Source organism: Herbaspirillum sp. SJZ107 (genome assembly GCF_006715485.1).
Classification (GTDB): domain Bacteria; phylum Pseudomonadota; class Gammaproteobacteria; order Burkholderiales; family Burkholderiaceae_D; genus Telluria.
The window spans coordinates 1,372,916-1,399,482 of the sequence record NZ_VFNH01000001.1; the positions used below are offsets into that span (position 1 = coordinate 1,372,916).

The window sequence follows — 26,567 nt, forward strand, 5'->3', positions numbered from 1 at the left end:
GAAATACAGGGTGGCTACAGCGCCATGGCGTCGACGTAGCCGGTCAGCTCCAGGTAGCCGCGCCCGGCCGGGCGGCCGTCGCGCTCGACGCGCACCGCACCTTCCCAGTAGACGGCACCGGTCGAGCGGCGCGAATCGAGTTCCTGGTCCGGCTGCAGCGGCAGCAGGCGCCATGTGGTGGCCCCGGTCGTGACCAGGGTGCCGACCGGGTAGCTGGCGCCGGTGCGCGGCGACTTCCAGTGCTGCTGCGGCGTGAAGCTGACCTGGCCCGGGCCGTACTGGGTGACCCGGCCGGCGCCGTCGCGCACGGCGGCGTGGGCCCAGAGTGTAGCACCGCCGGCGCTGCGGATGCGGAAGGCCATCAGGGCGCCGCCGTCGTCGAGGTTGACGCCGGTCCAGTCCCAGCCGGTGGCGCCGGGGTCCAGTACCTGGCTCGACCACTCGTGATCGAGCCACGCCGTGCCTGTCACGGCAGTGGTTTTTCCGGCTCGCGCCACCTGGCCTTCGACCTTCAGCTGCGGCTCGCTGTAATAATAACTGGCGTGCGATGGGTCCTTGCCCTTGCGCGAAAAACCGTTTTCGCCCTGCAGCAGCAGCGGCTGGGTCGGCGCCAGGCGCAGCGTCAAGGTCAGTTCGCCGGAACGCACCACGACGTCGTAGCGCCCGTCCGGGAGGCGCCGCATGTGCCAGTCGTCGAGCCTGACGTCGGTGGTGCCGGTCTTCGCATACGCCAGGCCGAAGCCTTCGCGCGCGCTGCGCTGGTCGTGCACCAGGTGGCCGAGCGCGGGGTCGGACAGCGCCGCGTGGCCGATGATCAGCTGCTTGGGCGCGAAGGCGCTCGGGTTGGCCGGATCGGTGCTCGTGCGGCTGCGGAAGAAGGTGACCTGGAAGCCGAGCGGCTTGCGCTCCGGGGTCTCCAGCCAGCCGGTGACGTACCACCATTCGGTGCGATGGCCGGGGTGGGCGCCGAAGTCACGCGGGAACTGCAGTGCGTGGCCGGGCGTGACCGGGTCGTAGGCCGGCGGCGCGGCTTGCGCAATCCCTGCGGCCAGGAGCAGCCATAGCAACCAGAGCAGGCGCATCACCAATCCTCCCTTACCGCGCGCACCGGCCCGCCGGAGAGCGCATGGCGTCCCGATACCAGCGCCGTCGCCATCGACGCCGCCAGCAGCGCTGCCGCCACCGACCCCAGCAGCATCCACGGCAGGTGCAGCTGCATGGTCCAGTGGAAGGACTGCGGATTGACCACGTACACCAGGATCAGGCTGATCAGGAGCCCGAGCGCGAAACCGGTGGCGACGCCGAGCGCGGTCAGGGCGCCGCCTTCGATGGCGAGGATGCCGAGGATCTGGCGCCGCGTCACGCCGACGTGGCGCAGCATGCCGAATTCCTTGGCGCGTGCCAGCGTCTGCGCCGAAAAGGTGGCGGCTACGCCGGACATGCCGATGGCGATCGCGATCGCTTCCAGCAGATAGGTGACGGCGAAGCTGCGGTCGAAGATGCGCAGGCTGGCGCTGCGGATGTCACCCGGGCGCGCCAGCGTCAGGGCGGCGCCGAAGGGCAGGGTGCGCAGCGCGTTCTCGATGCGCTCGACCGGCACGCCCTCGGCCGCCCACAGTGCGGCATCGGTGACGCTGGTATCGCCGGTGAGGGCGCGGTAGTCGGACAGGCGCACGATGGCGGAGCCGGACTGGTTGGCGTAGTCGCGCCAGATGCCGGCAATGAAGAAGGCTTGTGCGCGCCCGCCCAGCGGCAGCTGCAGCGCCTGGCCGGGCCGCAGCCGGTACAAGTCGCTCATCGCTTCCGATATCCACACTGGCCGCGCGCCGGCCGGCAGCGGCGCGCCCCGTCCGACCAGCACCAGCAGGCGGCCCGGGTCGGCGGCGTCGATGTCGCGTGCGATCAGCGTGATGTCGGGCCGCGCCGGGTCCAGCGACAGCGGCCGCGTGCGCAGGAAAGCCGCGCGCGCCACGCCGGGCGTTTGTGCCAGCGCCGCCTGCTCGCCCGGACCGAAGGCGCCTGTACTGCCGCCGGTGGCGGTACGCACGTACAAATCGGCCGGCAGGATGTGCTGGATCCAATCGTCGACCGACACCCGGAAGCTGGCCACCATGATCCCCATCGCCACCATCAGGCTGAAGCTGGCCAGCACCCCGCCCAGGGCGATCGAGGCCTGGCCGGGGGCGTTGGCCAGGCGCGCCAGGGTCAGGGACAGGACCGGCGAGCTTGCGCCGGACTGGCCGCGCCGCATGGCGGCGCGGTTCAGCATGCGGAACACGGTGGCCGCCAGGCGCGGCATCAGGCCGATGCCGCCGATCAGCAGCAGCGCCACCGAAAAATAGCCGAACAGCGGCAGTTCCAGCACCGGCGGCGCGAAGGCGAAGGCGCCCGCCAGCACCAGGCAGACGAGCGACGGCCAGATGCGCGCCAGGCGCTCCAGCGCGGTCTCGTCGTTGCCGGACTTGAGCGCGATCGCCGGCCGCGCACGCGCCGCTTCCCAGGCCGGCGCCGCGCAGCCGAGCAGGGACACGCCCAGGCCGAGCGCGAAGAACACCAGCGCCGCCACCGGGGTAAAGCGCACCTGCGGCTTCACGCCCGGGAAGTAGCCGGCGCCGAGGTCGCCGCCAAAGAAATGCAGCGCGGCGGCGGCCAGCGCGTAGCCGCCCAGGATGCCGAGCGCGGCGCCGATCACGCCCAGGCTGGCGCCTTCCAGCAGCACCTGGCGCAGCAGCGCGCGCCGCTCCAGCCCCAGCACGCGCAGCAGCGCGAACTGACTGCGCCGCCGCAGCACCGACAGCGCCTGGGTCGAGAACACCAGAAAGGCGCCGGTGAACAGCGCCACCAGCGCCAGTACGGTCAGGTTCACGCGGTAGGCGCGGCTGAGGTTATTGTTGCGGCTCTCCTGGTCGGCGTCGTTGGGGCGGGCGACCCGGAAGCGGCCCGGAAAGTCGCGCTCCAGCTCGGCTGCCAACGCGCGCTCGAAGGCGGCACGGTCGACGCCGTCGCGCAGCTTGAGGTCGACCCGGGTCAGGCGCCCGAGCTGGCCGAAGCGCCACTGGGCGGCGCCGATGTCCATCACGGCAATGCGCTGGCCGCTGCGCGCGCGCAGCACCGGCCCGGCCACGCGCAGCGTGAAGTCGCGGGTACCGGCGCGCAGCGGCAGCAGATCGCCCTGGCGCTTGCCGAGCCATTCCTGGGCCGCCGGCGACAGGAACAGGGCGTCGTCGGCCAGGAGGTCGGCAGGACGGTCCTTCGCCGGCACCCCGGTGAGGTCGGGCGAAATGAAGCCGGCGCGCAGCGGATCGAGGCCGACGATCTTCAGCGCGCCCTTCACGCCGGGCAGGGCGGCGTCGATTTCGAGGACCGGCGAGGCCAGCGCCACGCCCTCGTGCCGGGCCAGGCGCGGATACACCGCTTCGTCGATGCTGGGTTCGCGCCCGAACACCTGGACGTCGGCCTGGCCGGCGATGCTCTGGATCGCGGCCGAGAATTCGTTGAAGGCGGCGGCATTGATCAAGTGGATGGCGAAGCCCATCGCGACGCCGACGGCGATCGCGACGATGGCCAGCAGTGCGCGCACCGGATGGGCGCGCCATTCGCCGAACAGCAGCCAGCGCTGCAGGGAGCTGGAGACGGGACGGTTCAGGCCGGGCATTCCACCGCCAATGCTTCTGCCTGGCGCCTGGCCTTGCGGCGGGCGGCATCGTGGGCCTTGCCGCCGGCGCGCGCGGCATCTTCGTCGGCCCACTTGCGGCGCAGGCGCAGCTTGTCGCAGGTCTTGCGGTGCGCCAGCGCGGCGCGGGCGCGCTGCTGGCGGCCCCGTTCGGCGCGCGCCTCTTCGCGGTTTTGCTCGCGGGCTTTTTCCCGGGCTATCTTGTCTTCACGCGCCAGGCGCAGTTTTTCGAATTCGACCAGCGTGCGCGCATCGCGCGTGGCAACCGCGCTCGCTTCCGGCGGCGTCACCCCGGCTGCGGGCGGCGGCAGGCGCGTCGACTGTCCTTCGGCGCAGGGCCGGTCGGCGTAGCTGATCTTGCCGCCGGCATTGCATTTATAGACGCCTTGCGCCACAGCCATCCTCCACGGCACGGGTAACGCCACTAATAAAGTAACTGAGAAACTAACTGAGAGAAACAAGCGGATCATGGTAAGTCCCGTCAAAGAATTTTGCCGGGGTTCATGATGCCAAGCGGGTCGAGCGCGGCCTTGAGCGCACGCATCAGGTTCAGCTCGACGGCGGACTTGTAGCGTGGTAGCTCGTCGCGCTTGAGGGCGCCGACGCCGTGCTCGGCCGAGATCGAGCCGCCGAACGCGGCCACGCTGTCGTGCACGATGCGGTTGACCGGCAGCTGTTCGGCCAGGAAATCCTCGTGCGCGATGCCTTCGGGCGGGGCGATGTTGTAGTGCAGGTTGCCGTCGCCGAGGTGGCCGAAGCACACCACCTGCACGCCCGGAAACTCGGCCTGCAGGCGGGCGTCGGTGGCCTCGATGAAATCGGCGATGCGCGAGATCGGCAGCGAGATGTCGTGCTTGATGTTCTTGCCGGCCGCGGCCTGGGCCAGCGGGATGTGCTCGCGGATCGCCCACAGCGCGCGCGACTGGGCGATCGAGGTGGCGACCACCGCGTCCTGGACGATGCCGGTTTCGAGCGCCTGCTCGATCGCGCCTTCCAGCAGCGCCACGCCGTGCTGCTCGGATTCGTGGCTCGACAGTTCCAGCAGCGCGTACTGCGGATAATGGCCGGGGAAGGGGCGCGACAGGCTGGGGAAATGGCTGGCCACCAGGCGCAGGCAGACGTCGCTCATCAGCTCGAAGCCGGTGAGGGTCGGCCCGCATTCGGCCTCGAGCAGTTTCAGCAGCTTCAGCGCGTCGCCGGGGCTGCACAGGCCGACCAGCGCGGTGATCGCCGCCTTCGGCTGCGGGAACAGTTTCAGTACGGCGCCGGTGATGATGCCGAGGGTACCCTCGGCGCCGATGTACAGGTCGCGCAGGTCGTAGCCGGTATTGTCCTTGCGCAGGCCGCGCAAGCCATCCCAGACCTCGCCCGCGGCGGTGACGACTTCCAGGCCCAGGCACAGTTCGCGCGTGTTGCCGTAGCGCAGTACCCCGGTGCCGCCGGCATTCGTCGCCAGGTTGCCGCCGATGGTGCAGCTGCCCTCGGCCGCCAGCGACAGCGGGAACAGCATGCCCTGCGCCTCGGCCGCGGCCTGGACGTCGGCCAGGATGCAGCCGGCATCGACGGTCAGGGTACGGTTGAAGGTGTCGACCGCGCGCACCCGGTTCAGGCGCCGCAGCGACAGCACCACGGCATCGCCGGATGCGTCCGGCACGCTGCCCAGCACCAGCCCGGTGCGCCCGCCCTGGGGCACCACCGGCACCCGGTGCGCAGCGCACAGGCGCACCAGCGCCGCTACCTCAGCGGTCGAGCCGGGGGCGACGACGGCGCGCGCGCGGCCGGTGAAACGGCCGCGCCAGTCGGTCAGGTAGGGCGCCGTGTCGTGCGCTTCGGTGAGCACGTGGGCGGCGCCGGCGATGGCGCGGCAGCCGTCGAGAAAGCCGGCGTCAGTCATGCGGCACTTTGACCTTGTCCAGCAATTCCTTGGCCAGCTTCTGGGCCTGCTTCTTGTAGGGCCGCAGGTAGAGCAGGGCGAACACGAAATACGCGCACACCAGCAGCGCCTCGCCCAGGGCCATGACGCGCGAGAGTTCGGTCTTGTCGCTCCACGCCCGCACCACGCCTTCGACGAAATAGATCAGGATCACCATCGACGACCATTGCAGCGTGTACAGGTCGCGCTTGATGACGCCGCGCAGCGGCAACAGCAGCGGCAGCGCCTTGAGCGCCAGCAGCGAGCCGCCCGGGTGCAGCGGCGCGATCGCGATTTCCCAGCTCAGCAGCCAGACGCAGAGGATGACCAGGCTGGTCACCGCGCCCGTATGAAACACCCTTTGCGTTTGCATGACTATGCCATCCCCTGCAATGTGCGGCTCGCTTCGGCCAGGCGCCGGCCGAGCGCGATCGCGAGCCGCTTCTCGTCTTCGGTGATCGGGCGCTTGTTGTCCACGCCGGCCCAGTGGGTCGCGCCGTAGGGACTGCCCCCGCTCTCGGTCGTCATCAGTTCCGGCTGGGTGTAGGGCAGGCCCATCACCATCATGCCGTGGTGCAGCAGCGGAATCATCATCGACAGCAGCGTCGCTTCCTGGCCGCCGTGCAGGCTGCCGGTGGAGGTGAACACCGCCGCCGGCTTGCCGGACAGTGTGCCCGACAGCCATTGCGCCGAGGTCCCGTCCAGGAAATACTTGAGTGCGGCCGCCATGTTGCCGAAGCGCGTGGGCGAGCCCAGCGCCAGGCCGGCGCATTCGGCCAGGTCGGCGAGTTCGACGTAGGGGGCGCCAGCGCTCGGAATGTCCGGCTCGGTCGCTTCCGCCACCGTCGACACCGCCGGCACCGTGCGCAGCCGCGCTTCCATGCCGGGCACGCTTTCGATGCCCTGGGCGATGAGCTCGGCCAGGCGCCGGGTCTTGCCGTGCCGCGAATAATACAAAACGAGGATAATCGGATTGGTTGTGTTCATCGTTGGTATTATAGGGCGCTTTACAAAACGATATGCCTCGCGCGGGCACCACCCGGATACAATTTTTGGCGCGCCGGCGCGCCGCGTTTTTTCAAGATGCTATCGAAAACCGTCAACCACCTGTCGCGCAGTACCAGCGAGATGTTCAACGTCGGCGTCGAGCGCGTGCGCGGCCTGACCTGGGCCGAGGCGCTCGACCTGGTCCGCTTCGCGCGGCGCCGCCTGCTCGAGGAGCGCCTGCCGCAGGTGGCCGGCAGCCTGACCTTCACCACCACGCTGGCGATCGTGCCGCTGCTCACCATCGTGCTGGCGATCTTCACGACCTTCCCGGTGTTCGGCAAGCTGCGCAGCACGCTCGAAGGCTACTTCGTGCAGATGCTGATGCCGCGCGCGATCTCCAACACGATCATCTCGAACTTGACCCAGTTCGCCAGCAAGGCCACCGGGCTGTCGGCGGTGGGCGCGGTGGCCCTGATCCTGACCTCGGCGGCGATGATCGGCACGATCGAGCGCGCGCTCAACCAGATCTGGCGCGTGCGCCAGCCGCGCCCGCTGCTGCAGCGGGTGCTGGTGTACTGGGCGCTGGTCACGCTGGGGCCGCTCGCCTTCGGCATTTCGCTGACCATCACCTCGCAGCTGTTTACTGCGACCGGCAGCATCAGCACGGCGCTGCCGTTCGTCGGCGCGCTGTTCTACACGCTGGTCTCGGTGGGGCTGACCACGGCCGCCTACGCCATGCTGTACATGACGGTGCCGAACCGCCACGTCGACTGGCGCGATGCGGTCTGGGGCGGGCTGGTGGCGGCGATCGCCTTCGAGATCGCCAAGCGCGTGTTCGCCATCTTCATCCGCCAGTTCCCGACCTACGCCATCATCTACGGCGCGCTGGCGGCGCTGCCGCTGTTCCTGGTCTGGCTGTACCTTTCCTGGCTGATCACGCTGGTGGGCGCGCTGCTGACGGCGGCGCTGCCGGTGGTGAAGTACGAGCGCTGGTGGTACGAACCGGCGCCGGGCGGCGCCTTCGTCGATGCGGTGGCGGTATTGAAGGTGCTGCACGGCGGCGCCAGGCTGACCGGCAGCGCGCTGGTGTCCAGCAGCCAGATCCGCGCCCATACCCGCATCGGCTACGACGAAATGACCGACCTGCTGGAGCGGATGGTGGCGGCCGGCTGGGTCGGCCGGGTGCAGGCCGAACAGACGGTGCAGGCGCGCTGGGGCCTGGCCGCGCGCCAGGGCAGCGACAACTGGGTGCTGCTGGTCGACCCGGCCCTGATCCGGCTGGCCGACGTCTACCGGCTGTTCGTGTTCGGCGGACTGGGGGCGGACAACGTGCCAGGCGCGGCACTGGCGGTCGGCGCCGAACTGCCGACCCCGACGCCCTTGTCGATGGATACGGTGGCGCTGGCGCGCCAGGTCGAGGCGGCGGTGGAGGCGGGGCTGGAGCAGACGCTGGCGGCGCACTTTGCGCAGGTGGAGGCGCAGGTGGCGTCTACCAGCTGAGCTTACCGGTCACCATCTGCCAATACATCAGCCAATCCCCCCGGAACGACCACCACGGATTGCCGAAACTCGCCGGCCGGTTCTTTTCATAGAAGAAGTGCCCGATCCAGGCCCCGCCGTAGCCGCACACCAGCGCCGCCGGCAGCCACCATGCATTGCGGCCGAGCGCAGCCGCGGCGAGGCAGGCGATCGCCGCGGTGGTGCCGACGAAGTGGGCGCGCCGGCAGATGCGATGGCCGTGCTGGGCCAGGTAGTAGGGGTAGAACTCGGCGAAGCTGTGATAGGGCGCGGCTGCCATCTTAGTTTCCCTTGAGCGTGTCATCCTTGTGCGCAAATGGCGGCAAAGGCCGCCAGGGCGTCCAGCACCGCCCCGGGCTGCTCGGCCATCATGGCGTGGCCGGCGTCCACCTCGACGACCGTGCCATGGCGGGCGGCCGCGGTCAGCGCCGCGGCGGCGCGCGGCGGCGTCATCCTGTCGAGGCGGCCGAGGATGAACAGCACCGGGCAGTCCAAAGCGGCGATCGCCTCGGCGCCGCCGGCATAGGCCTTGCAGGCCGCCAGGTCGGTATGCAGCAGGCCGGGCGGACCCTCGGCCGCGATGCGCGCCATCAGCTGGCGCGAGCGTTCCTGCAGCGATGGCTCCTCCTCCCGGTCGTCCGACGCCGGCAGCGGCATGTGCGACCACTGCGCCACCATGCCGATGGCGGCATCCTGGTCTTCCAGCGCGCTGGCCAGCAGTGCATCCGACACCTTCATCGGCCAGGCGGTGCCGAGCAGGGCCAGGCCCGCGAAGCGCGCGGGTTCCCGGCGCGCCGCTTCCAGCGCGATGAGGGAGCCCATGCTGTGCCCGACCAGCAGCGCGCGTCCGATCCCGCCGGCGTCCAGGCGCGCCAGCAGCCAGTCGGCCATCGCTTCCACGCTCGCAAGCGCCGGGCCGGGGCTGGCGGCGCCATGGCCGGGCAGGTCGGGGGCGAGCACGGCGTAGCCGCGCGCGGCGAGGGCGTCGCTCTGCTTCGACCACACCGAGTGGTCGTTCAGGGCGCCGTGGAGGAAGACGATGGTGGGCTGGGCAGGCTGCATGGCGGGACGCATCCGGAGAGTGTCGACGCAGTGCATCCTAGCACCGCAATTGTGCACTTCGGGTATTTTATTTACATAAATTCATGAATTTGCGACGCCGTGCTCCACGGCTGGGCGCAAAACTGGATTTTTTGGGGAGCATAGGCTAGAGTCCCTCTTATCTGTCATACAAGCAGTCCGATGCTCAACCTGGGGTGGCCAACATGAAAGTTTCCGAAATCCTGCAAGTCAAGGGCGATATCCTGTACACCGTGTCTCCGGACACGGCCCTGGGCGAGGCGTCCAGCACAATGGCCGAAAACGACATCGGTTCGCTGGTCGTGATGGAGTACGGCGATCTGGTCGGCATGCTGACCTTCCGCGAAGTGATCAAGGCGGTGCACGCCAACGGCGGCTCGATCGCCGGCGCCGGCACCGTGCGCAAGCACATGGACGACAGCCCGATCACGGTCACGCCGGACACCGACGTCAACGAGGTGCGCCGCATCATGCTCGAAAAGCATGCGCGCTACCTGCCGGTGATGAGTGCCCGCACGCTGCTGGGCGTGATTTCGTTCTACGACGTGGCCCGGGCGGTGCTGGAGGCGCAGAGTTTCGAGAACCGCATGCTCAAGGCGTACATCCGCGACTGGCCGGCGGAGCAGAACGCGGAAGACTGACATCGTCAGGTTGCCCCCGCGCAGGCGCAGGGCGACGGGTCAGCCTGCCGACGCCAGCCACTCGATCAGCTGCTCCGGAGTCAGCGGCCGCGCAAACAGGTAGCCCTGCGCCAGCGGGCAGCCGAGCGACTGCAGGATCTGCGCCTGGCGTTCGTCCTCGACCCCCTCGGCAATGATCGACAGTCCCAGGTTGCGCCCCAGTTCGATCACCATCTCGGCGATGCTGCTGCCGCGCGCCGCGTCCGTGATTTCCGAGACGAAGGTGCGGTCGATCTTCAGGCGGTCGACCTGCAGCCGCTGCAGGTAGGACAGCGACGAAAAGCCGGTGCCGAAGTCGTCGATCGCGATCGAGACGCCGGTGCGCTTGATCTGGGCCAGGCGCTCGATCAGCACATCGGGTTCTTCCATCGCCATCGATTCCGTGATCTCCAGTTCGATCCGCTCCGGCGGCGCGCCGGTATCCTGCAGGGCGCGCGACAGCATCTCCAGGAAATGCGGATGCCGGAACTGCACCTGCGAGACGTTGACCGACATCGTGAAGTCCAGGTGGCCGGCGGCGCGCACCCGCATCAGTTCGAAGCAGGCTTCGCGCAGCACCCATTCGCCGATCTCGATGATCAGGCCGGAGTACTCGGCGATCGGGATGAAGCGGTCGGGCGGTACGCTGCTGCCGTCCTCCAGGCGCCAGCGCAGCAGGGCTTCGGCGCCGAAGGCGCGGCGCCCGTCCAGCTCGACCTGCGGCTGGTAGGCCAGGAACAGCTGGCCGCGCGCGAAGCCGCCGCGCAGCGCGTGCATCAGGCGCACCCGCTCGCGGATCTCGACCCCCATCCCGCGCGAGAAATAGAAGTGGCCGCCGCGGCGCTGGGTCTTGGCGCGCTTCAGGGCGATGTCGGCATCCTTCAGCGCGTCGGCGCCGCTGCCGTCGTGCTCGCGCAGGCGCACCAGCCCGAGCGTGCCGGACACCTGCACGTCCTGGCCGTCGATCGAGAACGGTTCGTCGAACAGCGCGTGCAGCGCCACCGGGTCGACCTCGTCGTCGCGTCCCAGCACGCAGAACACGTCGCTGCCGATGCGCGCCAGCGTCAGGCCGCGATTCGGCCCCGCGCTCGGGCACTGGTCGAGGCGGCCCTCGAGATGCGCGCCGAGGCGCTGCGCCACCGCCACCAGCAGGGCGTCGCCGAACTGGTGGCCGAGGGCGTCGTTGGTCTCGGCGAAGTGGTCGATATCGACCATGCACAGCGTGGTGTCGGCTGCTGCCTCGAGGCGCTCGTCGACCAGTTCCACCAGGCGCGTGCGGTTGGGCAGGCCGGTGAGGGCGTCGTGGAAGGCGGCGCGCTGCAGCGCCGTCATCAGCGCCACGTTGTCGAGCGCCACCGCGATGCTGCTGGCGAAGAGGTCGAGCAGGCTGCGGCGCAGTTCGTCGACCGGGTGCGCCAGCGTCAGCCAGGCCGCGAAGCCATAGCCGGCATTGCCGCGGAAGTACAGCGCCACGCAATCCGGCAGGTAGATGTTGCGCCGTTCGGCCAGTGCATGCGCGATGGTGGCGCCGGCGTCGGCCGGGATGGCGGCGCGGGCGCCGCCCGCAGCCGCGGCACAGACGCCGCTGGCCGCCAGCACGGTCCAGTCGCGCACGCGCGCCGCCGGCGGGCAGGCGCACAGCAGGCCGTTAGCGGGTTGCCCGAGCAGCAGCGCGGCTTCGCGCAGGATGCCGGCGGACAGCGCCTCGGTGGTGTGCAGGGCCATCAGCTCGGCGTTGGCGCGCACCACGCGCGCCAGGCCGGCGCGGCTGTCTTCGAGCGCGCGCAGCTGGTCGTAGGCGCGGATCGCCGCCGCCACGCTGGTGTACAGCTTGGTGCGCGTCAGTTCGGACTTGGTGCGGTAGTCGTTGATGTCGTAGCCGCGGATCGCGTCCATCTCGGGCACGTAGCCGGGCTGCCCGGTGCGCAGGATGATGCGCACGTCGCGCATGCCGAGCGTCTCGCGGATATGGCGCACCAGGTGCAGGCCGGCGTCGGCCTGTTCCATGACGACGTCGAGCAGCACCACGGCCAGGTTGGCGGCGAGCTCGCGCTCCCGCGCCAGCAGGCGCTGCGCTTCCTGGTTCGAATAGGCGTGCACGAAATGCAGCGGCCGGCCCAGCACTTCGAGGCTGGACAGGGCGAAGGTGGTGGTCGAATGGACGTCGGCGTCATCGTCGACGATCATCACGCGCCAGGCGCCGGTGGCGTGCACGGCCGGTTCGCCGGCGTGCCCGGTCCCGCCGGATGCGGCCGGCGTCTCGACGACGAACACGAGCTCGTCGTCCGGCGCGGGGCCCGGGGGCGGAATCGATGCTGGCATTGCTGCTTCTCCAGATGCTCGTATTGGATCGGCGACTGCGGCGGCGTGGTCGCGACGCCGGTCGTGAAGTTGAGCCTAGTATATATGCAATGACCACCCCACAGGAAAAAAATTCTCCGTGGAAACACTTCGGTGGCATGATGTCGCGGCCGGCCATGCCTGGAGGTCGCCCAAAGGGCGCGGTGCTGGTAGAATCTTTCGTTCCATTCGAACAAGCGTCCCTCTCTATGTCCGGCAACACATTTGGCAAGCTGTTTTCCGTAACCACTTTCGGCGAGTCGCACGGTCCGGCCATCGGCTGCGTGATCGACGGCTGCCCGCCCGGGCTGGCCCTGTCCGAGGCCGACATCCAGCCCGAGCTCGACCGCCGCAAGCCGGGCACCTCGCGCCACGTGACCCAGCGCCAGGAAGCCGACCGGGTGCAGATCCTGTCCGGCGTCTACCAGGGCGTCACCACCGGCACCCCGATCGCGCTGCTGATCCAGAACGAGGACCAGCGCAGTAAGGATTACGGCAACATCGCCGAGACCTTCCGTCCCGGCCATGCCGACTACACCTACTGGCACAAGTACGGCGTGCGCGATCCGCGCGGCGGCGGCCGCTCGTCGGCGCGCCTGACCGCGCCGGTGGTCGGCGCCGGCGCCGTCGCCAAGAAATGGCTGCGCGAGCGCTTCGGCATGGAATTCATGGGCTGCATGCGCCAGCTGGGCGACATCGAGGTGCCGTTCCAGGGCTGGGAACACGTGCATGCGAATCCCTTCTTCGCCGCCACCGGCGACGCCGACCTGCTGGCGCGCATGGAAGCCGCGATGGACGAGCTGCGCCGCGCCGGCGACTCGATCGGCGCGCGCATCGACGTGGTGGCGAAGAACGTGCCGGTCGGCCTCGGCCAGCCGCTGTACGACAAGCTGGACGCCGACATCGCCTATGCGATGATGGGGATCAATGCGGTCAAGGGCGTCGAGATCGGTGCCGGTTTCGCCTCGGTGGCGCAGAAAGGTTCCGAGCACGGCGACGAGCTGACGCCGGAAGGTTTCGTCGGCAACAATGCCGGGGGTGTGCTGGGCGGCATCTCGACCGGGCAGGACATCACGGTGTCGATCGCGATCAAGCCGACCTCGTCGATCCGCACGCCGCGCCGTTCGATCGACAAGGACGGCAACCCGGTGTCGGTCGAGACCTTCGGTCGCCACGACCCGTGCGTCGGCATCCGGGCGACGCCGATCGCGGAAGCGATGCTGGCGCTGGTGCTGATCGATCATGTGATGATGCACCGCGGGCAGTGCGGGGATGTGAAGGTCGGTACGCCGCGCTTGAGCTGACACCGGCCGGCTGGCGATTCCCGTCGGCATATGAACGTCGCCCCTGCGCAGGCAGGGGCCCAATTTTGCACGCATTACGTCAGCGCATGCAGACCTTGGGCCCCTGCCTTCGCAGGGGCGACGTGCTTGGTTTACGTCTTGTTGTCTTTGCCGCGGCCAGCAAGCCAGGTTACTTCGCCACCTCGGCCTGCTGGCGCCGCTCCACCGTCTGCACCACCAGCGCCCTCAAATCGTTCAGCAGCGAAAACTCGGTCTGGTTCAGGTACACCGAGGGATAGCGGTCGTCCCAGTCGCCATAGATGAAGCCGACCGGCTCGCCGTGCGTGCACAGCGGGATGATCACGAAGCAGTGGCCGTCGCCCAGCGAGGCCTTCCACCAGCCCGGCAGCTTGCTGGCGAACTTCGGGTCGTGCGCGTTTTCGATGAAGATCACGCGGTCGCTGCCGAGCGCGGCGAAGAACACGTTCGGTTCGTAGCTGTCGTCGAAGGCGAGCTGCGGCAGCATCGCCTTGGCGCCGTCGCCGAGGCCGATCTTGGCGCTGTACTTGCCGTCGCGGCGGCTGCGCAGGAAGCCGAAGGCGCGCGTGAACGACAGGCCGTGGTAGGCGGTCTCGATCGCCATCGACATCATCTGGCCCGGGGTGGCGCTGGCCCCGCCCGCTGCAGCCTCGCGCATGTCGCTCACGCCGCTCAGCAGGACCTTGTTGCCGGCCTCGCGCATGCGCGCGCTGGCGGCGCTGCGGGCGCGCTTCTCGGGCGGGTTGGCCAGCGGCGCGATCGACAGTTCCGCGGCCGCTTCGGCCTTGGCCATTTCGACGGCGCCGACGATGGCTTCCGGGGCCACGCCGAGCATCGCCGAAAAATCGGCGGCCAGCTCGGCCACCCGCGCGGCGCCGGCTTCGTCGCCGTTCCACAGCGATTCCGCGCATTGCGAGGACATGGTGCCGAGCGCCGCCAGCCAGTCGTCGTGACCGAAGGCGTCGGAACGCTCGCCCGGCTCGACCCGGCGCATGCCGGCGGTCAGGTTGCGCGGCAGGCCCCAGTGCTCGGCGGTGGCACGCCCGATCTGTTCCAGCGACAGGCCCAGATGGTCGTGCGCGGCGGCGTCCTGGCGGCCGGCATCGTCGCCGCCGGCCTGCTGCTGCAGCAGGATCCAGTGCTCGGGCAGGTAGAAGGTGACCATCATGCGGCCCAGCGAGTGCAGGATCGAGCACACCACGGCTTCCTCGGGATCGCGGCTGGCCGACTGCAGCGCCACCTTCTGCGCCACCATCCCAGCCAGCACCGCCTTTTCCATCTCGATGTGGGCCTGCAGCGAGTCCGGGCTCGACTTGCCGAGTTCCTCGATCAGCTTCAGGCCCAGCGCCAGGTGGCCGATGGCTTCGGTGCCGAGCACCAGCACCGCCTTGGAGACGGTGTTGATGCGCTGGCCGAAGGCCGAGTACATGCCGCTGTTGGCCAGGCGCAGCACCTTCTGGGTCAGCACCGGATCCGACAGCACCGTCTGGGTCATCGAGAAGTCGCGCTCGTCCTCGCCGCGCATCGAGGCCAGGATGGCGGTGATGGCACGGGTGAAGCCGGGCATGTCGCCGCGCTTGCGGATGCGTTCCCACAGCAGGGCCAGGGTGGCCTCGGCTTTCGGCGAGCGCTGGATTGTCTCATTCATTGTATGCCTGCTCGTAGTTCGTCGGGCAGCAGCGCCGCGTACAGGTTTTCCTTGAGGGCGGCCATGGCCACGTGGGCCGGCATCGGCTTGCCTGTGAGGTAGCCCTGCACATAGTCGCAGCCGCGCGATGCCATGTAGCCCAGTTGTTCTTCGGTCTCGACGCCCTCGGCGACCACCGACAGGCCAAGGTGCTTGGCCAGGTCGAGCACGGTGTTGCAGATGGCCGCGTCCTTGGCCGACGCCGGCAAGTCCTTGATGAAGGCGCGGTCGATCTTCAGCACCGAGATCGGGAAGCGCTTCAGGTAGGCCAGCGAGGAGTAGCCGGTGCCGAAATCGTCGATCGCGATGCGCGCGCGCCGCTCGGCCATCTTTTGCAGGATCGCTTCGGCGTGCACCGGATCGATCATCAGCGTGCCCTCGGTGATCTCGAGCACCAGCTTGTCGCCCGAGGTGCCGGAAAAGGCGAGGGCATCGTCGAGCACCGCCAGGAAGCGGTCGTTGCGGAACTGGCGCGGGCTGATGTTGACCGAGATGTAGAGGTCGCGCTTGGCGACTTCCTCGAACTGGCGGATCTGCGCGCAGGCTGCCTTCAGCGCCCATGCGCCCAGCAGGTTGATCAGGCCGTTGGTTTCGGCGATCGGGATGAAGCGCACCGGCGGCACCATGCCAAGGGTCGGGTGCTTCCAGCGCATCAGCGTCTCGAAGCCTTCGATGCGGCGCGAGCGCGAGCACACGATCGGCTGGTAATACAGCTGGAATTCGCCTTCGCGCACGGCCTGGAACATCGCCGCTTCCAGCGAGATGTCGTGCTGCGGAGGTCCGCTTTCCTTCACGCTGTAGACCACGGTGCGCGCGCCGCCGGTTTCCTTGGCGCGGCCCATGGCGGCGTCGGCCAGGGCCAGCAGGCGCACCTCGTCCTCGGCATGCTCGGGATATACCGAGACTCCGATCGAGGCGCCCAGGTAGATCGTGTGGCTGCCGACCTCGAACGGCGACTGCAGCGCCGCCAGCAGGCGCCCGGTGACCAGCTTGATCTGGGCCGGGCTCAAGGTGCCGGGCAGCACCGCCACGAATTCGTCGCCGCCGACGCGCGCCAGCGTATCGCTGTCGCGCAGCGTCTTGCGCAGGCGCGCCGCGGCCTGGCGCAGGATGTCGTCGCCGACCGGGTGGCCGAGGCCGTCGTTGACCTTCTTGAAGCCGTCCAGGCCGATGTTGGCGATCGAAAAACCCTGGCCCGAACGGCGCGCGTTGGCGATCACCATGCGGATGCGGTCGGACAGCAGCAGCCGGTTGGGCAGCTCGGTCAGCGCATCGTGGGTCGCCATGTGGCGCAGCTGCTGTTCGGTGGCGCGCTGGGCCGACATGTCGCGGCCCACGGCCAGCAGGTCATGGCCGCCGGCCAGGGGGGCGACGCGCAGTTCGAACCAGGTGTCGTGCTCGCCGCAGCGCAGCCGTGCCTCGACCAGGATGGCATCGCCGCGCGCGGTAGCGTCGACGATCGCGTTGCGCAGCGCTGCCTGGTCGGTCTCCGGCGCCAGCAGCGGCAGCGCGCTGCCGGCCAGCGGCGCGCCTGCGGCCAGGCGCTGGCGGGCACGGTGGCTGGCAAAGCGGATCAGGCCGGACGGGTCGAGGCGGAATACGACGTCGCCGGCGGCTTCCAGCAGGTGGTCGAGGCTGGAACCCTGCGCCGCCTGGCTCCCGTGTGTCTGATCCTGTTTCGCTGCAGCGGATGAACTGGAGCCCATTGTGTAAATAGTTGCTTTCTTAACGTGTTCGGAACGTCGGGCGTGCTGTCGGAAACTGCCGAGTGTACCAAATCAGCAAAGAATGTATCACTGAAAGATTCCAATAAGCATTAAAAAGCACAAGCCGCATCGTCGTTGGGTGCCGGGTGCTTGCCGGGTACGCATGTTTGCGCTAGCCTGATTGCCTTATCGATAAGCCGATCGACGCCCCACCCTTGCATTGTCGCCGATATAGTGCAATTAGGAAACTTTTGAGCGTGATCGATGATGCTTCATTGCAACACCGAGCACGCTGCGAACTCACAGTTGCCGGGAGACGCCCATGAACCGTTTCGATACGCACGAGGTATTCAACCAGGCGTCGGCGTTCGCCGACGTCAACCTGTTTGCCTGCGATCCGGCGCTGCGCGAAGGGCTGGCGCGCGAAGGCGGCGGCTGGGCGGCGCCGGGACTGGAGCAGCTCGGCGCCCGTCTCGGCAGTGCGGCGGTGCGCGAGCTGGCGCGGCTGGCCAACGAGTTTTCGCCCAGGCTGGTCAACTTCGACCGCAACGGCCGCCGCATCGACGAGGTCGAATTCCACCCGGCCTGGCATGAACTGATGGGCCTGCTGATCGGGAACGGCGCGCATTCGCTGCCCTGGGAGGGCGTCCAGCCGGGCGCGCAGGTGGCGCGTGCCGCCGCTTACCTGCTGTTCGGCCAGGTCGAGAACGGCACGCAATGTCCGGTCACGATGACCTACGCCTCGGTGCCTGCGCTGCGCCAGAACCCGGCCATCGCGGCGCGCTGGCTGCCGAAGATCCTGTCGCGCGACTATGACCCGCGCTCGCTGCCGGTCGGGCAGAAGCGCGGCGCCCTGGTCGGCATGGGCATGACCGAGAAACAGGGCGGCACCGACGTGCGCGCCAACACCACCCGCGCGACGCCGCTGGACCCGGGCAGCGCAAGGGCGCGCTTCGGCGGCGAGGGCGAAGGCGCCTGGAACATCGTCGGCCACAAGTGGTTCTTTTCGGTGCCGCAGTCGGATGCGCACCTGATCCTGGCGCAGACCGACGAGGGTGGCAGTGCCGGTTTATCGTGCTTTTTCGTGCCGCGCTTCCTGCCGGACGGCAGCCGCAACGCGATCCGCGTGCAGCGCCTCAAGAACAAGCTGGGCAACCGCTCGAGCGCCTCGTCCGAAGTCGAATTCTGCGACGCCGTCGGCTGGATGATCGGCAAGGAAGGGCGCGGCATCCCGACCATCCTCGAGATGGGCAGCCACACCCGCCTCGATTGCGTGCTCGGCAGCGCCGGCATCATGCGCGCGGCGTTGTGCCATGCGCTGCACCATGCGCGCGGGCGCAGCGCCTTCGGCCGGCCGCTGGCGCAGCAGCCGCTGATGCAGAACGTGCTGGCCGACCTGGCGCTCGAATCCGAGGCGGCGACGGCGTTTTCGCTCAGGTTGGCGCGCTGTTTTGATCAGGTGAGCGACCCGGTGGCCGGTCCGGCCCAGGCGCTGCTGGCCCGCATCCTGACCCCGGCCGGCAAGTACTGGATATGTAAACGCGGTCCCGGTTTTGGCGCCGAGGCGATGGAAGTCATGGGCGGCAACGGTTACGTCGAAGACGGACCGCTGGCGCGCCTGTACCGCGAATTCCCCGTCAATTCGATCTGGGAAGGTTCCGGCAACGTGATGTGCCTGGACGTGCTGCGGGCAATCGCCAGGGGACCCGAAATGCGCGACGCCCTGGAAACCGAGCTGGCGCCGGCAGCCGGACGCGACGCGCGCTTCGATGCCCATGCGGCGCGCCTGCTCGACGGTTTGGCGGCCTCGGCACAGGACGAATTCGGCGCGCGCCGGCTGGCCGAAGGGCTGGTGCTGGCGGTGCAGGCCAGCCTGCTGCTGCGCCACGCGCCGGATTACGTTGCCGATGCCTTCGTCGCCTCGCGTATCGCGCGTGAACCCGGCGGCGCCTTCGGACGTCTGCCGGAGGGGGTCGACAGTGCGGCGATCCTGGCGCGGGCGCTGGTCGAGACACCGTAATTGCTATCAAGAAACAAATAGTTTTTGTTGTTAAAGACGCGACAAAGCGGCGCGCGGCTGGGATAATGCGGGCCACCAAGTCACAAGCCACCGCATTCCATGTCGATAATGAAACAAGACCCGCGTTTTCCGAACCTGTTCATCCTGAACCATCCCCTGATTCAGCATAAGCTGACGCACATGCGTGACCGCGGCACCTCGACCCGCACCTTCCGCGAGCTGCTGCGGGAGATCACGCTGCTGATGGGTTACGAGATCACGCGCGATCTGCCGCTGACGACGCAACAGATCGAGACGCCGCTGGTCACGATCGACGCGCCGGTCATCGCCGGCAAGAAGCTGGCGATCGTCCCGATCCTGCGCGCCGGCATCGGCATGAGCGACGGCCTGCTGGAACTGGTGCCGTCGGCCCGCGTCGGCCACATCGGCGTGTTCCGCGACCCCGCCACCCACCAGCCGGTGGAATACCTGGTGCGCCTGCCGGACACCACCGAACGCACCTTCATCCTGTGCGATCCGATGGTCGCCACCGGCAACTCGGCGGTGTATGCGGTCGACGTGCTCAAGAAGCGCGGCGTGCCCGACGACCAGATCCTGTTCCTGGCCCTGGTGGCCGCGCCGGAAGGCGTCGAGGTGTTCCACAGGGCGCATCCGGACGTGAAGCTGTACGTGGCGTCGCTCGACAGCCACCTGAACGACCACGCCTACATCATCCCCGGCCTGGGCGATGCCGGCGACCGAATCTTCGGCACCAAGTAAGCGCAACGGGGGAGGGCACATGAGCGACGCGGTCGATGCCGAATTCTTTACCCGCCTGTCGGAGCTGAACGACAAGTTCGCAGCCAGCCTGCCGCACACGCTCGGACGCCTGTCCGAGGCGCGCGCGGCCTTCGACCCGGCCCATCCGCAGGCGGCGCTGGTGGACGAGATGCACGCGATCCTGCATACGCTGGCCGGCTCGGCCGCGACTTTCGGTTTCCGGGTGCTCGGCACGCAGGCGCGCGTGCTCGAGCAGCGGCTGCGCGTCTTCACCACGTTCGACGCGGTCCTGCCGGCAGATTGGGAAGCCTGGTTGGCCGAACTCGACGTGTACGTGGCCTGGGGACGGGACGATCCAAAATCCGCCTACCCTAACGATGAGGCCGCTATTTAGCGTTGCCGCAAGGTTCCTGTTCTGAAAACGTTTGATCCAGAACAAACTTTACGATCCTCGATGACCTATATTCACCGTACTGCCGACGCAAATGGCGTTTGTAACGAATCGCCGAAGAGCCAGTAAAAGTTGGTTTTAGGAATTGTTACATGCTTTTTTTTATTTTGCGAAAACCGTGTACATCTGGTTTTATTCGGTATAATTAGGGATCGTTGGATTCGAGTTAGCAGTGCAGTTAGTCTGTCATTTGTTTCTTGCTTCTTCAAACGATCGTAAACGGACGCAAGTCCACTTTAACTGAAATAGGAAATTGTAATGGCAACTGGCATCGTAAAATGGTTCAATGACTCGAAGGGCTTTGGCTTCATCACCCCGGACGAAGGCGGCGAAGATCTGTTCGCTCACTTCTCGGCTATCCAGAGCGCCGGCTTCAAGTCGCTGCAGGAAAACCAGCGCGTCTCGTTCGACGTGACCTCGGGTCCGAAGGGCAAGCAAGCTTCGAACATCCAGCCGCTGTAATATAGCGCCGCTGCATGTCTGGCAAAAAATCCTCGGAATTTCCGGGGATTTTTTTTTGCCTGTTTGATTTGTCTCCGCTTATTATTTCTGATTGTAAACTCATCAGTTCTGTCAGATCGCTGACTTATTCCGCCAATAGTCCGGCTGGGAATATGCCCGGCGTAGAAAATCGACGAACACGCGGATGCGCAAGGGCAAATGCCGCCGCTGCGCGAACACTGCATGGATATCGTTCCCGGGCGCGGCATATTGCTCCAATACCGGCAGCAAACGGCCGGCCTCGATATCGGCCCCCACTTCCCACATCGAACGCCAGGCCAGGCCACGGCCTTCCAGCGCCCAGGCGTGCAGCACCGTGCCGTCGTTGCACACCATGTTGCCGCCCACTTTCAAGGTGACCGCCTTGCCGTGTTCGCGGAAGGTCCAGCCGCGCTGGCTGCCGGCGCTGCTGATCGCCAGGCAGTTGTGGCGCGCCAGGTCTTCCAGCGTCTGCGGCGTGCCATGGCGCTTCAGGTAAACGGGCGCCGCTACCACGACACGGTGGTTGTCCGCCAGCTTGACCCCGACCAGGTTGGAATCCTCGAGGCTGGCGATGCGGATCGCCACGTCGACGCCTTCGCCGACCACGTCGACCAGGCGGTCGCTCAGGTTGAGATTGACGCTCACCTCGCGGTGCTCGGCCAGGAAGGAGGGCAGCAACGGCGCCACGTGCTGGCGCCCGAAGCCGGCCGGCGCCGACACCAGCAGGTGGCCGCTGGCGCGCGCACTGCGCTCCGACACCGCCGACTCCGCTTCATCGAGCTCGGCGAGGATGCGCTGGCAGTCCTCGAGGAAGGCCGCGCCCTCGTCGGTCAGCGCCAGCTTGCGCGTGGTCCGCTGCAGCAGCTTGACGCCGAGCCGGCTTTCCAGCGCATCGAGGCGGCGGCCGATCATGGCCGGGGCGATGCCCTCGGCGCGGGCGGCGGCGGACAGGCTGCCGCGCGCGACCACCTCGACGAAGGTGGAGATCTGGCGGAAATGGTCCATCGCGGCGTCGGCTCCTCGCTCATCTGTGACTTATACGCACAGATGAATATATTTATTATCTCGTTTAGTGATGCGGAAGTGAATATACTTGAGAGAACAGCAAACACCAAATTCATCATCAAAACAGGAGCATGCCATGACCATCGCCACCCCAGCCGGAATGGAGATCCGGGCCGAGATCAAGCCGGAATACGAACAAATCCTCACGCCGGAAGCGCTCGCGCTGGTAGCGAAGCTGAGCCGCACGTTCGAGCCGCGCCGCCAGGAACTGCTGGCCGCCCGTGTCGAGCGCGCCAAACGGATGGACGCCGGCGAGCGCCCGGACTTCCTGCCTGAAACCGCCCACATCCGTGACGGTGACTGGAAAATCGCGCCGATCCCGAAGGCGCTGGAATGCCGCCGCGTCGAAATCACCGGCCCGGTCGAGCGCAAGATGGTCATCAACGCGCTGAACTCGGGCGCGGACAGCTACATGACCGACTTCGAGGATTCGAACACCCCGAACTGGGACAACCAGATCACCGGCCAGATCAATATGCGCGACGCCGTGCGCCGCACGATTTCGCTGGAACAGAACGGCAAGCAGTACAAGCTGAACGACAAGGTCGCGACCCTGGTCGTGCGTCCACGCGGCTGGCACCTCGACGAAAAACACGTGCTGGTCGACGGCAAGCGCGTCTCCGGCGGCATCTTCGACTTTGCGCTGTTCATATTCCACAACGCCAAGGAACTGCTGGCACGCGGCGCCGGCCCGTACTTCTATCTGCCGAAGATGGAATCCCATCTCGAGGCACGCCTGTGGAACGACATCTTCAAGATGACCCAGGACGAGCTCGGGCTGCCGCAGGGCACGATCAAGGCGACGGTGCTGATCGAGACCATCGTGGCCGCCTTCGAAATGGACGAGATCCTGTACGAACTGCGCGAACACAGCGCCGGCCTGAACGCAGGCCGTTGGGACTACATTTTCTCGTGTATCAAGAAGTTCAAGCTGGACAAGAATTTCTGCCTGGCAGACCGCCCGAAAGTGACGATGACGGCGCCCTTCATGCGCGCCTATGCGCTGCTGTTGCTGAAGACCTGCCACAAGCGCGGCGCGCCGGCAATCGGCGGTATGTCGGCCCTGATCCCCATCAAGAACGATCCGGAAAAGAATGCCACCGCGATGGCTGGCGTGATCGGCGACAAGTCGCGTGACGCCACCGACGGCTATGACGGCGGCTGGGTTGCCCACCCGGGCCTGGTCGAGGCTTCCATGGCCGAGTTCAAGAAGGTGCTGGGCGACAAGCCTAACCAGATCGAGAAACAGCGCCCGGATGTCGAAGTGACGGCAGCTCAACTGCTCGATTTCAAGCCGGAAGCCCCGATCACCGAAGCCGGCCTGCGCTACAACATCAACGTCGGCATCCACTACCTGGGCGCATGGCTGGCCGGCAATGGCTGCGTGCCGATCCACAACCTGATGGAAGACGCGGCCACGGCCGAGATCAGCCGCTCCCAGGTGTGGCAGTGGATCCGTACCCCGAAAGGCGTGCTGGAAGACGGCCGCAAGGTCACGGCCGAGATGGTGCGCGCGATGATCCCGGAAGAACTGGCCAATGCCAAGGCGGCGGCACCGAATGGCGACAATCCGAGCTATGCGCGCGCCGCGGAGATCTTCGAGCAGATGTCGACATCGGAAGAGTTTGCCGAGTTCCTGACGCTGCCGCTGTACGAGGAAATTTAAGGTAACTGCGTGGACGGCGCCGCCGTCCACGCGTTCAAGCCGCGCAAGCGCTAATCAGAACACGTTCTTCCATTCCCGCAAGGCGACAAACGCCGCCACCGGCTCCGCGCCACGCGCCAGCCGTCCAGCAGCCACCAGGCTGTCCACAATCGCCGGTTCCCGATAGCGCAGGAAAGGATTGGTCGCCTTTTCGATCGCAATCGTCGACGGCACCGTCGGCAAATGCGTGCCGCGCGCCTGGCTGTCGGCCGCCACCCGCATCTGCAGCGCCCGGTTATCCGGTTCCACGGCTTCCGCAAAGCGCAGGTTCGACAGCGTGTACTCGTGCGCGCAATACACCAGGGTATCGTCGGGCAGGGCCGCCAGCTTGCCGAGCGACGCGGCCATCTGCGCCGGCGTGCCTTCGAACAGGCGGCCGCAGCCGGCACCGAACAGCGTATCGCCGCAGAACAGCCAGTGGACGTCGTCGTCTTCGCGCACGTAGGCGATATGGCCGAGCGTATGGCCCGGCACGTCCAGCACCGAGAAACTCAGGTCCAGTCCGGGCACCTGCACCCGGTCGCCTTCGTCCAGCGGATGCGTCACCGCCTTGATGCCGTCATTGCGCGGGCCGAACACAGGTACGTCAGCATGCTGCAACCGAGCCTGTTCGAGCAGGAGCGGGACGCCCCCGGTGTGGTCAGCATGATGATGGGTGAGTAAAATGGCAGTCAGGGTAAGCCCATTCGCCCGCAGCGCCTCGAGGATGGGTTCGCCATCGCCGGGGTCGACCACTGCCGCATGGACGCCATCGTGGATGAGCCAGAGGTAGTTGTCCTTGAACGCAGGCACCGTCAGAACGGCCAGTTTGGTGGGAGTCGGGGTCGGCGATTGGGTCATATGAGAATGTGGGATCGAACAAGGGGTTGCATGGACGGCGTGGCATCCGAAAAATCCATTATAGCGCTCGACCGCTGGCTGCAATCGCCGGCGGGCGCGTACGTGCGCGCCTGGGAGCAGGCCTGCCTGGACGAGCTGACCGCCGACATCTTCGGCTTCAACGCGATCCAGATCGGCGTACCGCAGATCGACGCGCTGGCCGCCAACCGCATGCCGAACAAGTGGCAGGCGGCAACGCGCACCTCGACCGCGGACGAGCTGGCCTACGCGGCCGGCGGCAAGCAGATCGCGGTTGCGCTCGACTTTGCCGACCTGCCGTTCGCGTCGCAGAGCCTGGACCTGGTAGTGTTGCCGCACGTACTCGAGTTCGCGGCCGAGCCGCACCAGGTGCTGCGCGAAGTCGAACGGGTGCTGATCCCGGAAGGGCAGGTCATCATCTGCGGCTTCAACCCAGCCAGCATGTGGGGCATCCGCCAGGGCATGGGGCGCCTCACCAGCAGCGATTACCTGCCGACCGCGGGCGAGTTCATCTCTTTGCCACGTCTCAAAGACTGGTTAAAATTGCTGAATCTTGCCCCTTCGCGCAACTATTTCGGCTGCTATGCACCGCCGTTTCGCACCACGCAATGGCTGAACCGCTTCGCCTTCGTCGAGGGTGCCGGGCGGCGCTGGTGGCCCTACCTGGGCGCGGTCTATATCGTGCATGCGATCAAGCGCGTCAAGGGCATGAACATCATCGGTCCGGCCTGGAACAAAAAGCCGGGCAAGGCGCCGGTCGTCGTGCCGGCGACCAACCGCAATGAGCGGCATCAATCATCCGAACAATAAAGGAAGCAACGCAGCATGACCAAAGTTGAGATTTTTACCGACGGCGCCTGCAAGGGAAATCCGGGCACCGGCGGCTGGGGCGCGCTGCTGGTCGCCGATGGCGGCCACGAGAAGGAAATCTTCGGCGGTGAGCCGAACACGACCAACAACCGCATGGAACTGCGTGCGGTGATCGAAGCGCTCGGCGTGCTCAACCGCCCGTGCCAGGTGGTGCTGCACACCGACAGCCAGTACGTCCAGAAAGGCATCTCGGAATGGATCCACGGCTGGAAGGCGCGCGGCTGGAAGACGGCGGCCAAGGAACCGGTCAAGAACGACGACCTGTGGAAGGCGCTCGACGCCGCCCAGCAGCAGCACGCGGTCGAATGGCGCTGGGTGCGCGGCCACAACGGCCATCCGGGCAATGAACGGGCCGATTCGCTGGCCAACATGGGGGCGGCGTCGGTCAAGCGCTGAACGTTGCGGGGCCCGACCTGCGCGGGCCTTCGCTGGTATACTGGGTGATTCTTTCCACGCTTTAGATTGATCTTCACGCGCATGCGCCAAATCGTTCTCGATACCGAAACCACAGGCTTCAACCCGCGCACCGGCGACCGTATCGTCGAAGTCGGCTGCGTCGAAATCCTGGACCGCAAGCTTACCGGTAACAATTTCCACCGCTACGTCAACCCCGAGCGCGACTCGGACGAGGGCGCGCTGGCGGTGCACGGCCTGACCACGGAATTCCTCAGCGACAAGCCCAAGTTCCACGAGATCGCGCACGAACTGCGCGAATTCTGCCAGGGCGCCGAAATCATCATCCACAACGCCCCGTTCGACCTGGGCTTCCTGAACCACGAATTCCAGCGCGCCGGCCTGCCGCCCTTCGTCGACCATTGCAGCGGCGTGATCGACACCCTGGTGAATGCCAAGGAACTGCACCCAGGCAAGCGCAACTCGCTGGACGCGCTGTGCGACCGCTACGGCGTCTCCAATGCGCACCGCAAGCTGCACGGCGCATTGCTCGACTCGGAACTGCTGGCCGACGTCTACCTGGCCATGACGCGCGGGCAGAACATGCTGTCGATGGATGTCGAGGTCGAAGCATCGGGCGGCGCCCAGCTGGTCGATGCCGGTCCGCTGGGCGAGATCATCGTGATCGCCGCGGCCGACGACGAGCTCGCCGAGCACGACAAAGTGCTGGCTGCGCTCGACAAGGGGGTGAAAGGTGAATGTCTTTGGAGAAAATATTCTCTGCAGGGGTGACAAAACGCAAAACTCCCCCTATAATGCTCGTCATTGCAGCGATGCAAACGCAGCAAAGCAGTAGATAGTAGTAAAGCAGGGCGGTTAGCTCAGGGGTAGAGCACAGCATTCACACTGCTGGGGTCGCAAGTTCGAAACTTGCACCGCCCACCAGGATTCAGCGTTTGAATTCAAAGACTTGGATTGCCGTAGCGAGTTGAGAAAAACAACTTGAGGGGAATTCGGGGAATTCGAACGCAACAATAAAGGCCAGCGCTCAGCTGGCCTTTTTGTTTTTGTCGCGCATT

At 67.0% G+C, this 26,567-nt stretch carries 24 protein-coding genes and 1 tRNA gene; 12 read left to right on the forward strand and 13 right to left on the reverse strand.

The genetic code is table 11. The features are described 5' to 3' along the window. Positions 1–14 precede the first annotated feature (14 nt). The 6 genes from FBX97_RS06155 to wrbA form a co-directional block, all read right to left on the reverse strand. Entirely contained in the window at positions 15–1,082 is a 1,068-nt protein-coding gene (locus FBX97_RS06155) for a lipocalin-like domain-containing protein (protein ID WP_141829556.1), read from the reverse strand. Next, positions 1,082–3,655 (reverse strand): FtsX-like permease family protein, encoded by a 2,574-nt coding sequence (locus tag FBX97_RS06160; protein ID WP_141829558.1) that lies wholly within the window; start codon positions 3,653–3,655, stop codon positions 1,082–1,084. Before FBX97_RS06160 ends, FBX97_RS06155 begins: the two co-directional genes overlap by 1 nt. Further along, the gene (locus FBX97_RS06165) at positions 3,643–4,068 is read right to left on the reverse strand and encodes a DUF4124 domain-containing protein (protein WP_370457163.1); all 426 of its coding nucleotides are present in this window, start codon (positions 4,066–4,068) and stop codon (positions 3,643–3,645) included. Before FBX97_RS06165 ends, FBX97_RS06160 begins: the two co-directional genes overlap by 13 nt. Before the next feature lie 86 nt (positions 4,069–4,154). Beyond that, entirely contained in the window at positions 4,155–5,567 is a 1,413-nt protein-coding gene (locus FBX97_RS06170; RefSeq protein WP_141829562.1) for an FAD-binding oxidoreductase, read from the reverse strand. After that, positions 5,560–5,958 (reverse strand): DUF2069 domain-containing protein, encoded by a 399-nt coding sequence (locus FBX97_RS06175; RefSeq protein ID WP_141829564.1) that lies wholly within the window; start codon positions 5,956–5,958, stop codon positions 5,560–5,562. Before FBX97_RS06175 ends, FBX97_RS06170 begins: the two co-directional genes overlap by 8 nt. Positions 5,959–5,960: 2 nt before the next feature. Next, positions 5,961–6,572 carry an NAD(P)H:quinone oxidoreductase gene (wrbA, locus tag FBX97_RS06180; RefSeq protein ID WP_141829565.1) on the reverse strand — a complete coding sequence of 204 codons (612 nt, stop codon included), beginning with the start codon at positions 6,570–6,572 and terminating at the stop codon, positions 5,961–5,963. Between the two features lie 96 nt (positions 6,573–6,668). Between wrbA and FBX97_RS06185 the strand changes: the two genes are divergently transcribed. Then, the gene (locus FBX97_RS06185; RefSeq protein ID WP_255517318.1) at positions 6,669–8,072 is read left to right on the forward strand and encodes a YihY family inner membrane protein; all 1,404 of its coding nucleotides are present in this window, start codon (positions 6,669–6,671) and stop codon (positions 8,070–8,072) included. On the opposite strand, the gene FBX97_RS06190 is transcribed toward FBX97_RS06185, so the two are convergent. Beyond that, the gene (locus FBX97_RS06190; protein ID WP_141829567.1) at positions 8,062–8,370 is read right to left on the reverse strand and encodes a DUF962 domain-containing protein; all 309 of its coding nucleotides are present in this window, start codon (positions 8,368–8,370) and stop codon (positions 8,062–8,064) included. The two genes, FBX97_RS06185 and FBX97_RS06190, sit on opposite strands and share 11 nt — an antisense overlap. 20 nt (positions 8,371–8,390) lie before the next feature. After that, complete coding sequence (locus FBX97_RS06195) at positions 8,391–9,152, reverse strand: alpha/beta fold hydrolase (RefSeq protein WP_255517319.1); 762 nt, start codon at positions 9,150–9,152, stop codon at positions 8,391–8,393. A 203-nt stretch (positions 9,153–9,355) separates the two neighbouring features. On the opposite strand from FBX97_RS06195, the gene FBX97_RS06200 reads away from it, so the two are divergent. Further along, the gene (locus FBX97_RS06200) at positions 9,356–9,811 is read left to right on the forward strand and encodes a CBS domain-containing protein (protein WP_141829571.1); all 456 of its coding nucleotides are present in this window, start codon (positions 9,356–9,358) and stop codon (positions 9,809–9,811) included. A 39-nt stretch (positions 9,812–9,850) separates the two neighbouring features. Here the strand turns inward: FBX97_RS06200 and FBX97_RS06205 are convergent, their stop codons facing one another. Continuing rightward, positions 9,851–12,151 carry an EAL domain-containing protein gene (locus tag FBX97_RS06205; RefSeq protein ID WP_141829573.1) on the reverse strand — a complete coding sequence of 767 codons (2,301 nt, stop codon included), beginning with the start codon at positions 12,149–12,151 and terminating at the stop codon, positions 9,851–9,853. Positions 12,152–12,378: 227 nt separating this feature from the next. On the opposite strand from FBX97_RS06205, the gene aroC reads away from it, so the two are divergent. Beyond that, complete coding sequence (gene aroC, locus FBX97_RS06210; protein WP_141829574.1) at positions 12,379–13,473, forward strand: chorismate synthase; 1,095 nt, start codon at positions 12,379–12,381, stop codon at positions 13,471–13,473. A gap of 169 nt (positions 13,474–13,642) precedes the next feature. Here aroC and FBX97_RS06215 read toward each other — a convergent pair whose 3' ends face one another. Both FBX97_RS06215 and FBX97_RS06220 read right to left on the reverse strand, forming a co-directional pair. After that, on the reverse strand, positions 13,643–15,139 hold the full coding sequence (locus FBX97_RS06215; protein WP_255517320.1) for an HDOD domain-containing protein: 1,497 nt from the start codon (positions 15,137–15,139) through the stop codon (positions 13,643–13,645). After that, the gene (locus tag FBX97_RS06220; protein ID WP_141829576.1) at positions 15,136–16,884 is read right to left on the reverse strand and encodes a bifunctional diguanylate cyclase/phosphodiesterase; all 1,749 of its coding nucleotides are present in this window, start codon (positions 16,882–16,884) and stop codon (positions 15,136–15,138) included. The genes FBX97_RS06215 and FBX97_RS06220 overlap by 4 nt, the downstream gene beginning before the upstream one ends. Positions 16,885–17,206: 322 nt before the next feature. On the opposite strand from FBX97_RS06220, the gene FBX97_RS06225 reads away from it, so the two are divergent. The 4 genes from FBX97_RS06225 (at position 17,207) to FBX97_RS06240 (ending at position 20,576) form a co-directional block, all read left to right on the forward strand. After that, positions 17,207–18,904, forward strand: coding sequence for an isovaleryl-CoA dehydrogenase (locus tag FBX97_RS06225; RefSeq protein WP_141829578.1), 1,698 nt, complete (start codon positions 17,207–17,209; stop codon positions 18,902–18,904). Positions 18,905–19,012: 108 nt separating this feature from the next. Continuing rightward, entirely contained in the window at positions 19,013–19,663 is a 651-nt protein-coding gene (upp, locus tag FBX97_RS06230; RefSeq protein WP_141829580.1) for a uracil phosphoribosyltransferase, read from the forward strand. 19 nt (positions 19,664–19,682) lie between these two features. Continuing rightward, positions 19,683–20,057 carry an Hpt domain-containing protein gene (locus FBX97_RS06235; protein WP_141829581.1) on the forward strand — a complete coding sequence of 125 codons (375 nt, stop codon included), beginning with the start codon at positions 19,683–19,685 and terminating at the stop codon, positions 20,055–20,057. 315 nt (positions 20,058–20,372) lie between these two features. Beyond that, positions 20,373–20,576, forward strand: a complete 204-nt coding sequence (locus tag FBX97_RS06240; protein WP_050408059.1) for a cold-shock protein — start codon at positions 20,373–20,375, stop codon at positions 20,574–20,576. 111 nt (positions 20,577–20,687) lie between these two features. On the opposite strand, the gene FBX97_RS06245 is transcribed toward FBX97_RS06240, so the two are convergent. Next, positions 20,688–21,602, reverse strand: a complete 915-nt coding sequence (locus FBX97_RS06245; protein ID WP_141829583.1) for a LysR family transcriptional regulator — start codon at positions 21,600–21,602, stop codon at positions 20,688–20,690. Between the two features lie 136 nt (positions 21,603–21,738). Here FBX97_RS06245 and aceB point away from each other — a divergent pair, with 136 nt between their 5' ends. After that, entirely contained in the window at positions 21,739–23,328 is a 1,590-nt protein-coding gene (gene aceB, locus FBX97_RS06250) for a malate synthase A (protein WP_141829585.1), read from the forward strand. Positions 23,329–23,382: 54 nt separating this feature from the next. On the opposite strand, the gene gloB is transcribed toward aceB, so the two are convergent. Continuing rightward, on the reverse strand, positions 23,383–24,207 hold the full coding sequence (gene gloB, locus FBX97_RS06255; RefSeq protein WP_141829586.1) for a hydroxyacylglutathione hydrolase: 825 nt from the start codon (positions 24,205–24,207) through the stop codon (positions 23,383–23,385). 30 nt (positions 24,208–24,237) lie between these two features. On the opposite strand from gloB, the gene FBX97_RS06260 reads away from it, so the two are divergent. The 4 genes from FBX97_RS06260 to FBX97_RS06275 all read left to right on the forward strand — a co-directional run bounded on the left by FBX97_RS06260 (position 24,238) and on the right by FBX97_RS06275 (position 26,433). Then, a complete protein-coding gene (locus FBX97_RS06260) occupies positions 24,238–25,035 on the forward strand; it encodes a class I SAM-dependent methyltransferase (protein ID WP_141829588.1) in 798 nt (265 codons plus the stop codon). A gap of 15 nt (positions 25,036–25,050) precedes the next feature. Beyond that, complete coding sequence (gene rnhA / locus FBX97_RS06265) at positions 25,051–25,491, forward strand: ribonuclease HI (protein ID WP_141829590.1); 441 nt, start codon at positions 25,051–25,053, stop codon at positions 25,489–25,491. 81 nt (positions 25,492–25,572) lie between these two features. Continuing rightward, complete coding sequence (dnaQ, locus tag FBX97_RS06270; protein ID WP_141829592.1) at positions 25,573–26,280, forward strand: DNA polymerase III subunit epsilon; 708 nt, start codon at positions 25,573–25,575, stop codon at positions 26,278–26,280. 78 nt (positions 26,281–26,358) lie between these two features. Continuing rightward, positions 26,359–26,433: transfer RNA gene (locus tag FBX97_RS06275), tRNA-Val, on the forward strand. Positions 26,434–26,567 lie beyond the last annotated feature (134 nt).

Coding starts and splice junctions, on each gene's coding strand:
- FBX97_RS06155 (WP_141829556.1), bottom strand. CDS start 1,082: ATGCGCCTGCTCTGGTTGCTATGGCTGCTCCTGGCCGCAGGGATTGCG.
- FBX97_RS06160 (WP_141829558.1), bottom strand. CDS start 3,655: ATGCCCGGCCTGAACCGTCCCGTCTCCAGCTCCCTGCAGCGCTGGCTG.
- FBX97_RS06170 (WP_141829562.1), bottom strand. CDS start 5,567: ATGACTGACGCCGGCTTTCTCGACGGCTGCCGCGCCATCGCCGGCGCC.
- FBX97_RS06175 (WP_141829564.1), bottom strand. CDS start 5,958: ATGCAAACGCAAAGGGTGTTTCATACGGGCGCGGTGACCAGCCTGGTC.
- wrbA (WP_141829565.1), bottom strand. CDS start 6,572: ATGAACACAACCAATCCGATTATCCTCGTTTTGTATTATTCGCGGCAC.
- FBX97_RS06185 (WP_255517318.1), top strand. CDS start 6,669: ATGCTATCGAAAACCGTCAACCACCTGTCGCGCAGTACCAGCGAGATG.
- FBX97_RS06190 (WP_141829567.1), bottom strand. CDS start 8,370: ATGGCAGCCGCGCCCTATCACAGCTTCGCCGAGTTCTACCCCTACTAC.
- FBX97_RS06195 (WP_255517319.1), bottom strand. CDS start 9,152: ATGCAGCCTGCCCAGCCCACCATCGTCTTCCTCCACGGCGCCCTGAAC.
- FBX97_RS06200 (WP_141829571.1), top strand. CDS start 9,356: ATGAAAGTTTCCGAAATCCTGCAAGTCAAGGGCGATATCCTGTACACC.
- FBX97_RS06205 (WP_141829573.1), bottom strand. CDS start 12,151: ATGCCAGCATCGATTCCGCCCCCGGGCCCCGCGCCGGACGACGAGCTC.
- aroC (WP_141829574.1), top strand. CDS start 12,379: ATGTCCGGCAACACATTTGGCAAGCTGTTTTCCGTAACCACTTTCGGC.
- FBX97_RS06215 (WP_255517320.1), bottom strand. CDS start 15,139: ATGAATGAGACAATCCAGCGCTCGCCGAAAGCCGAGGCCACCCTGGCC.
- FBX97_RS06220 (WP_141829576.1), bottom strand. CDS start 16,884: ATGGGCTCCAGTTCATCCGCTGCAGCGAAACAGGATCAGACACACGGG.
- FBX97_RS06225 (WP_141829578.1), top strand. CDS start 17,207: ATGAACCGTTTCGATACGCACGAGGTATTCAACCAGGCGTCGGCGTTC.
- upp (WP_141829580.1), top strand. CDS start 19,013: ATGAAACAAGACCCGCGTTTTCCGAACCTGTTCATCCTGAACCATCCC.
- FBX97_RS06235 (WP_141829581.1), top strand. CDS start 19,683: ATGAGCGACGCGGTCGATGCCGAATTCTTTACCCGCCTGTCGGAGCTG.
- FBX97_RS06240 (WP_050408059.1), top strand. CDS start 20,373: ATGGCAACTGGCATCGTAAAATGGTTCAATGACTCGAAGGGCTTTGGC.
- FBX97_RS06245 (WP_141829583.1), bottom strand. CDS start 21,602: ATGGACCATTTCCGCCAGATCTCCACCTTCGTCGAGGTGGTCGCGCGC.
- aceB (WP_141829585.1), top strand. CDS start 21,739: ATGACCATCGCCACCCCAGCCGGAATGGAGATCCGGGCCGAGATCAAG.
- gloB (WP_141829586.1), bottom strand. CDS start 24,207: ATGACCCAATCGCCGACCCCGACTCCCACCAAACTGGCCGTTCTGACG.
- FBX97_RS06260 (WP_141829588.1), top strand. CDS start 24,238: ATGGACGGCGTGGCATCCGAAAAATCCATTATAGCGCTCGACCGCTGG.
- rnhA (WP_141829590.1), top strand. CDS start 25,051: ATGACCAAAGTTGAGATTTTTACCGACGGCGCCTGCAAGGGAAATCCG.
- dnaQ (WP_141829592.1), top strand. CDS start 25,573: ATGCGCCAAATCGTTCTCGATACCGAAACCACAGGCTTCAACCCGCGC.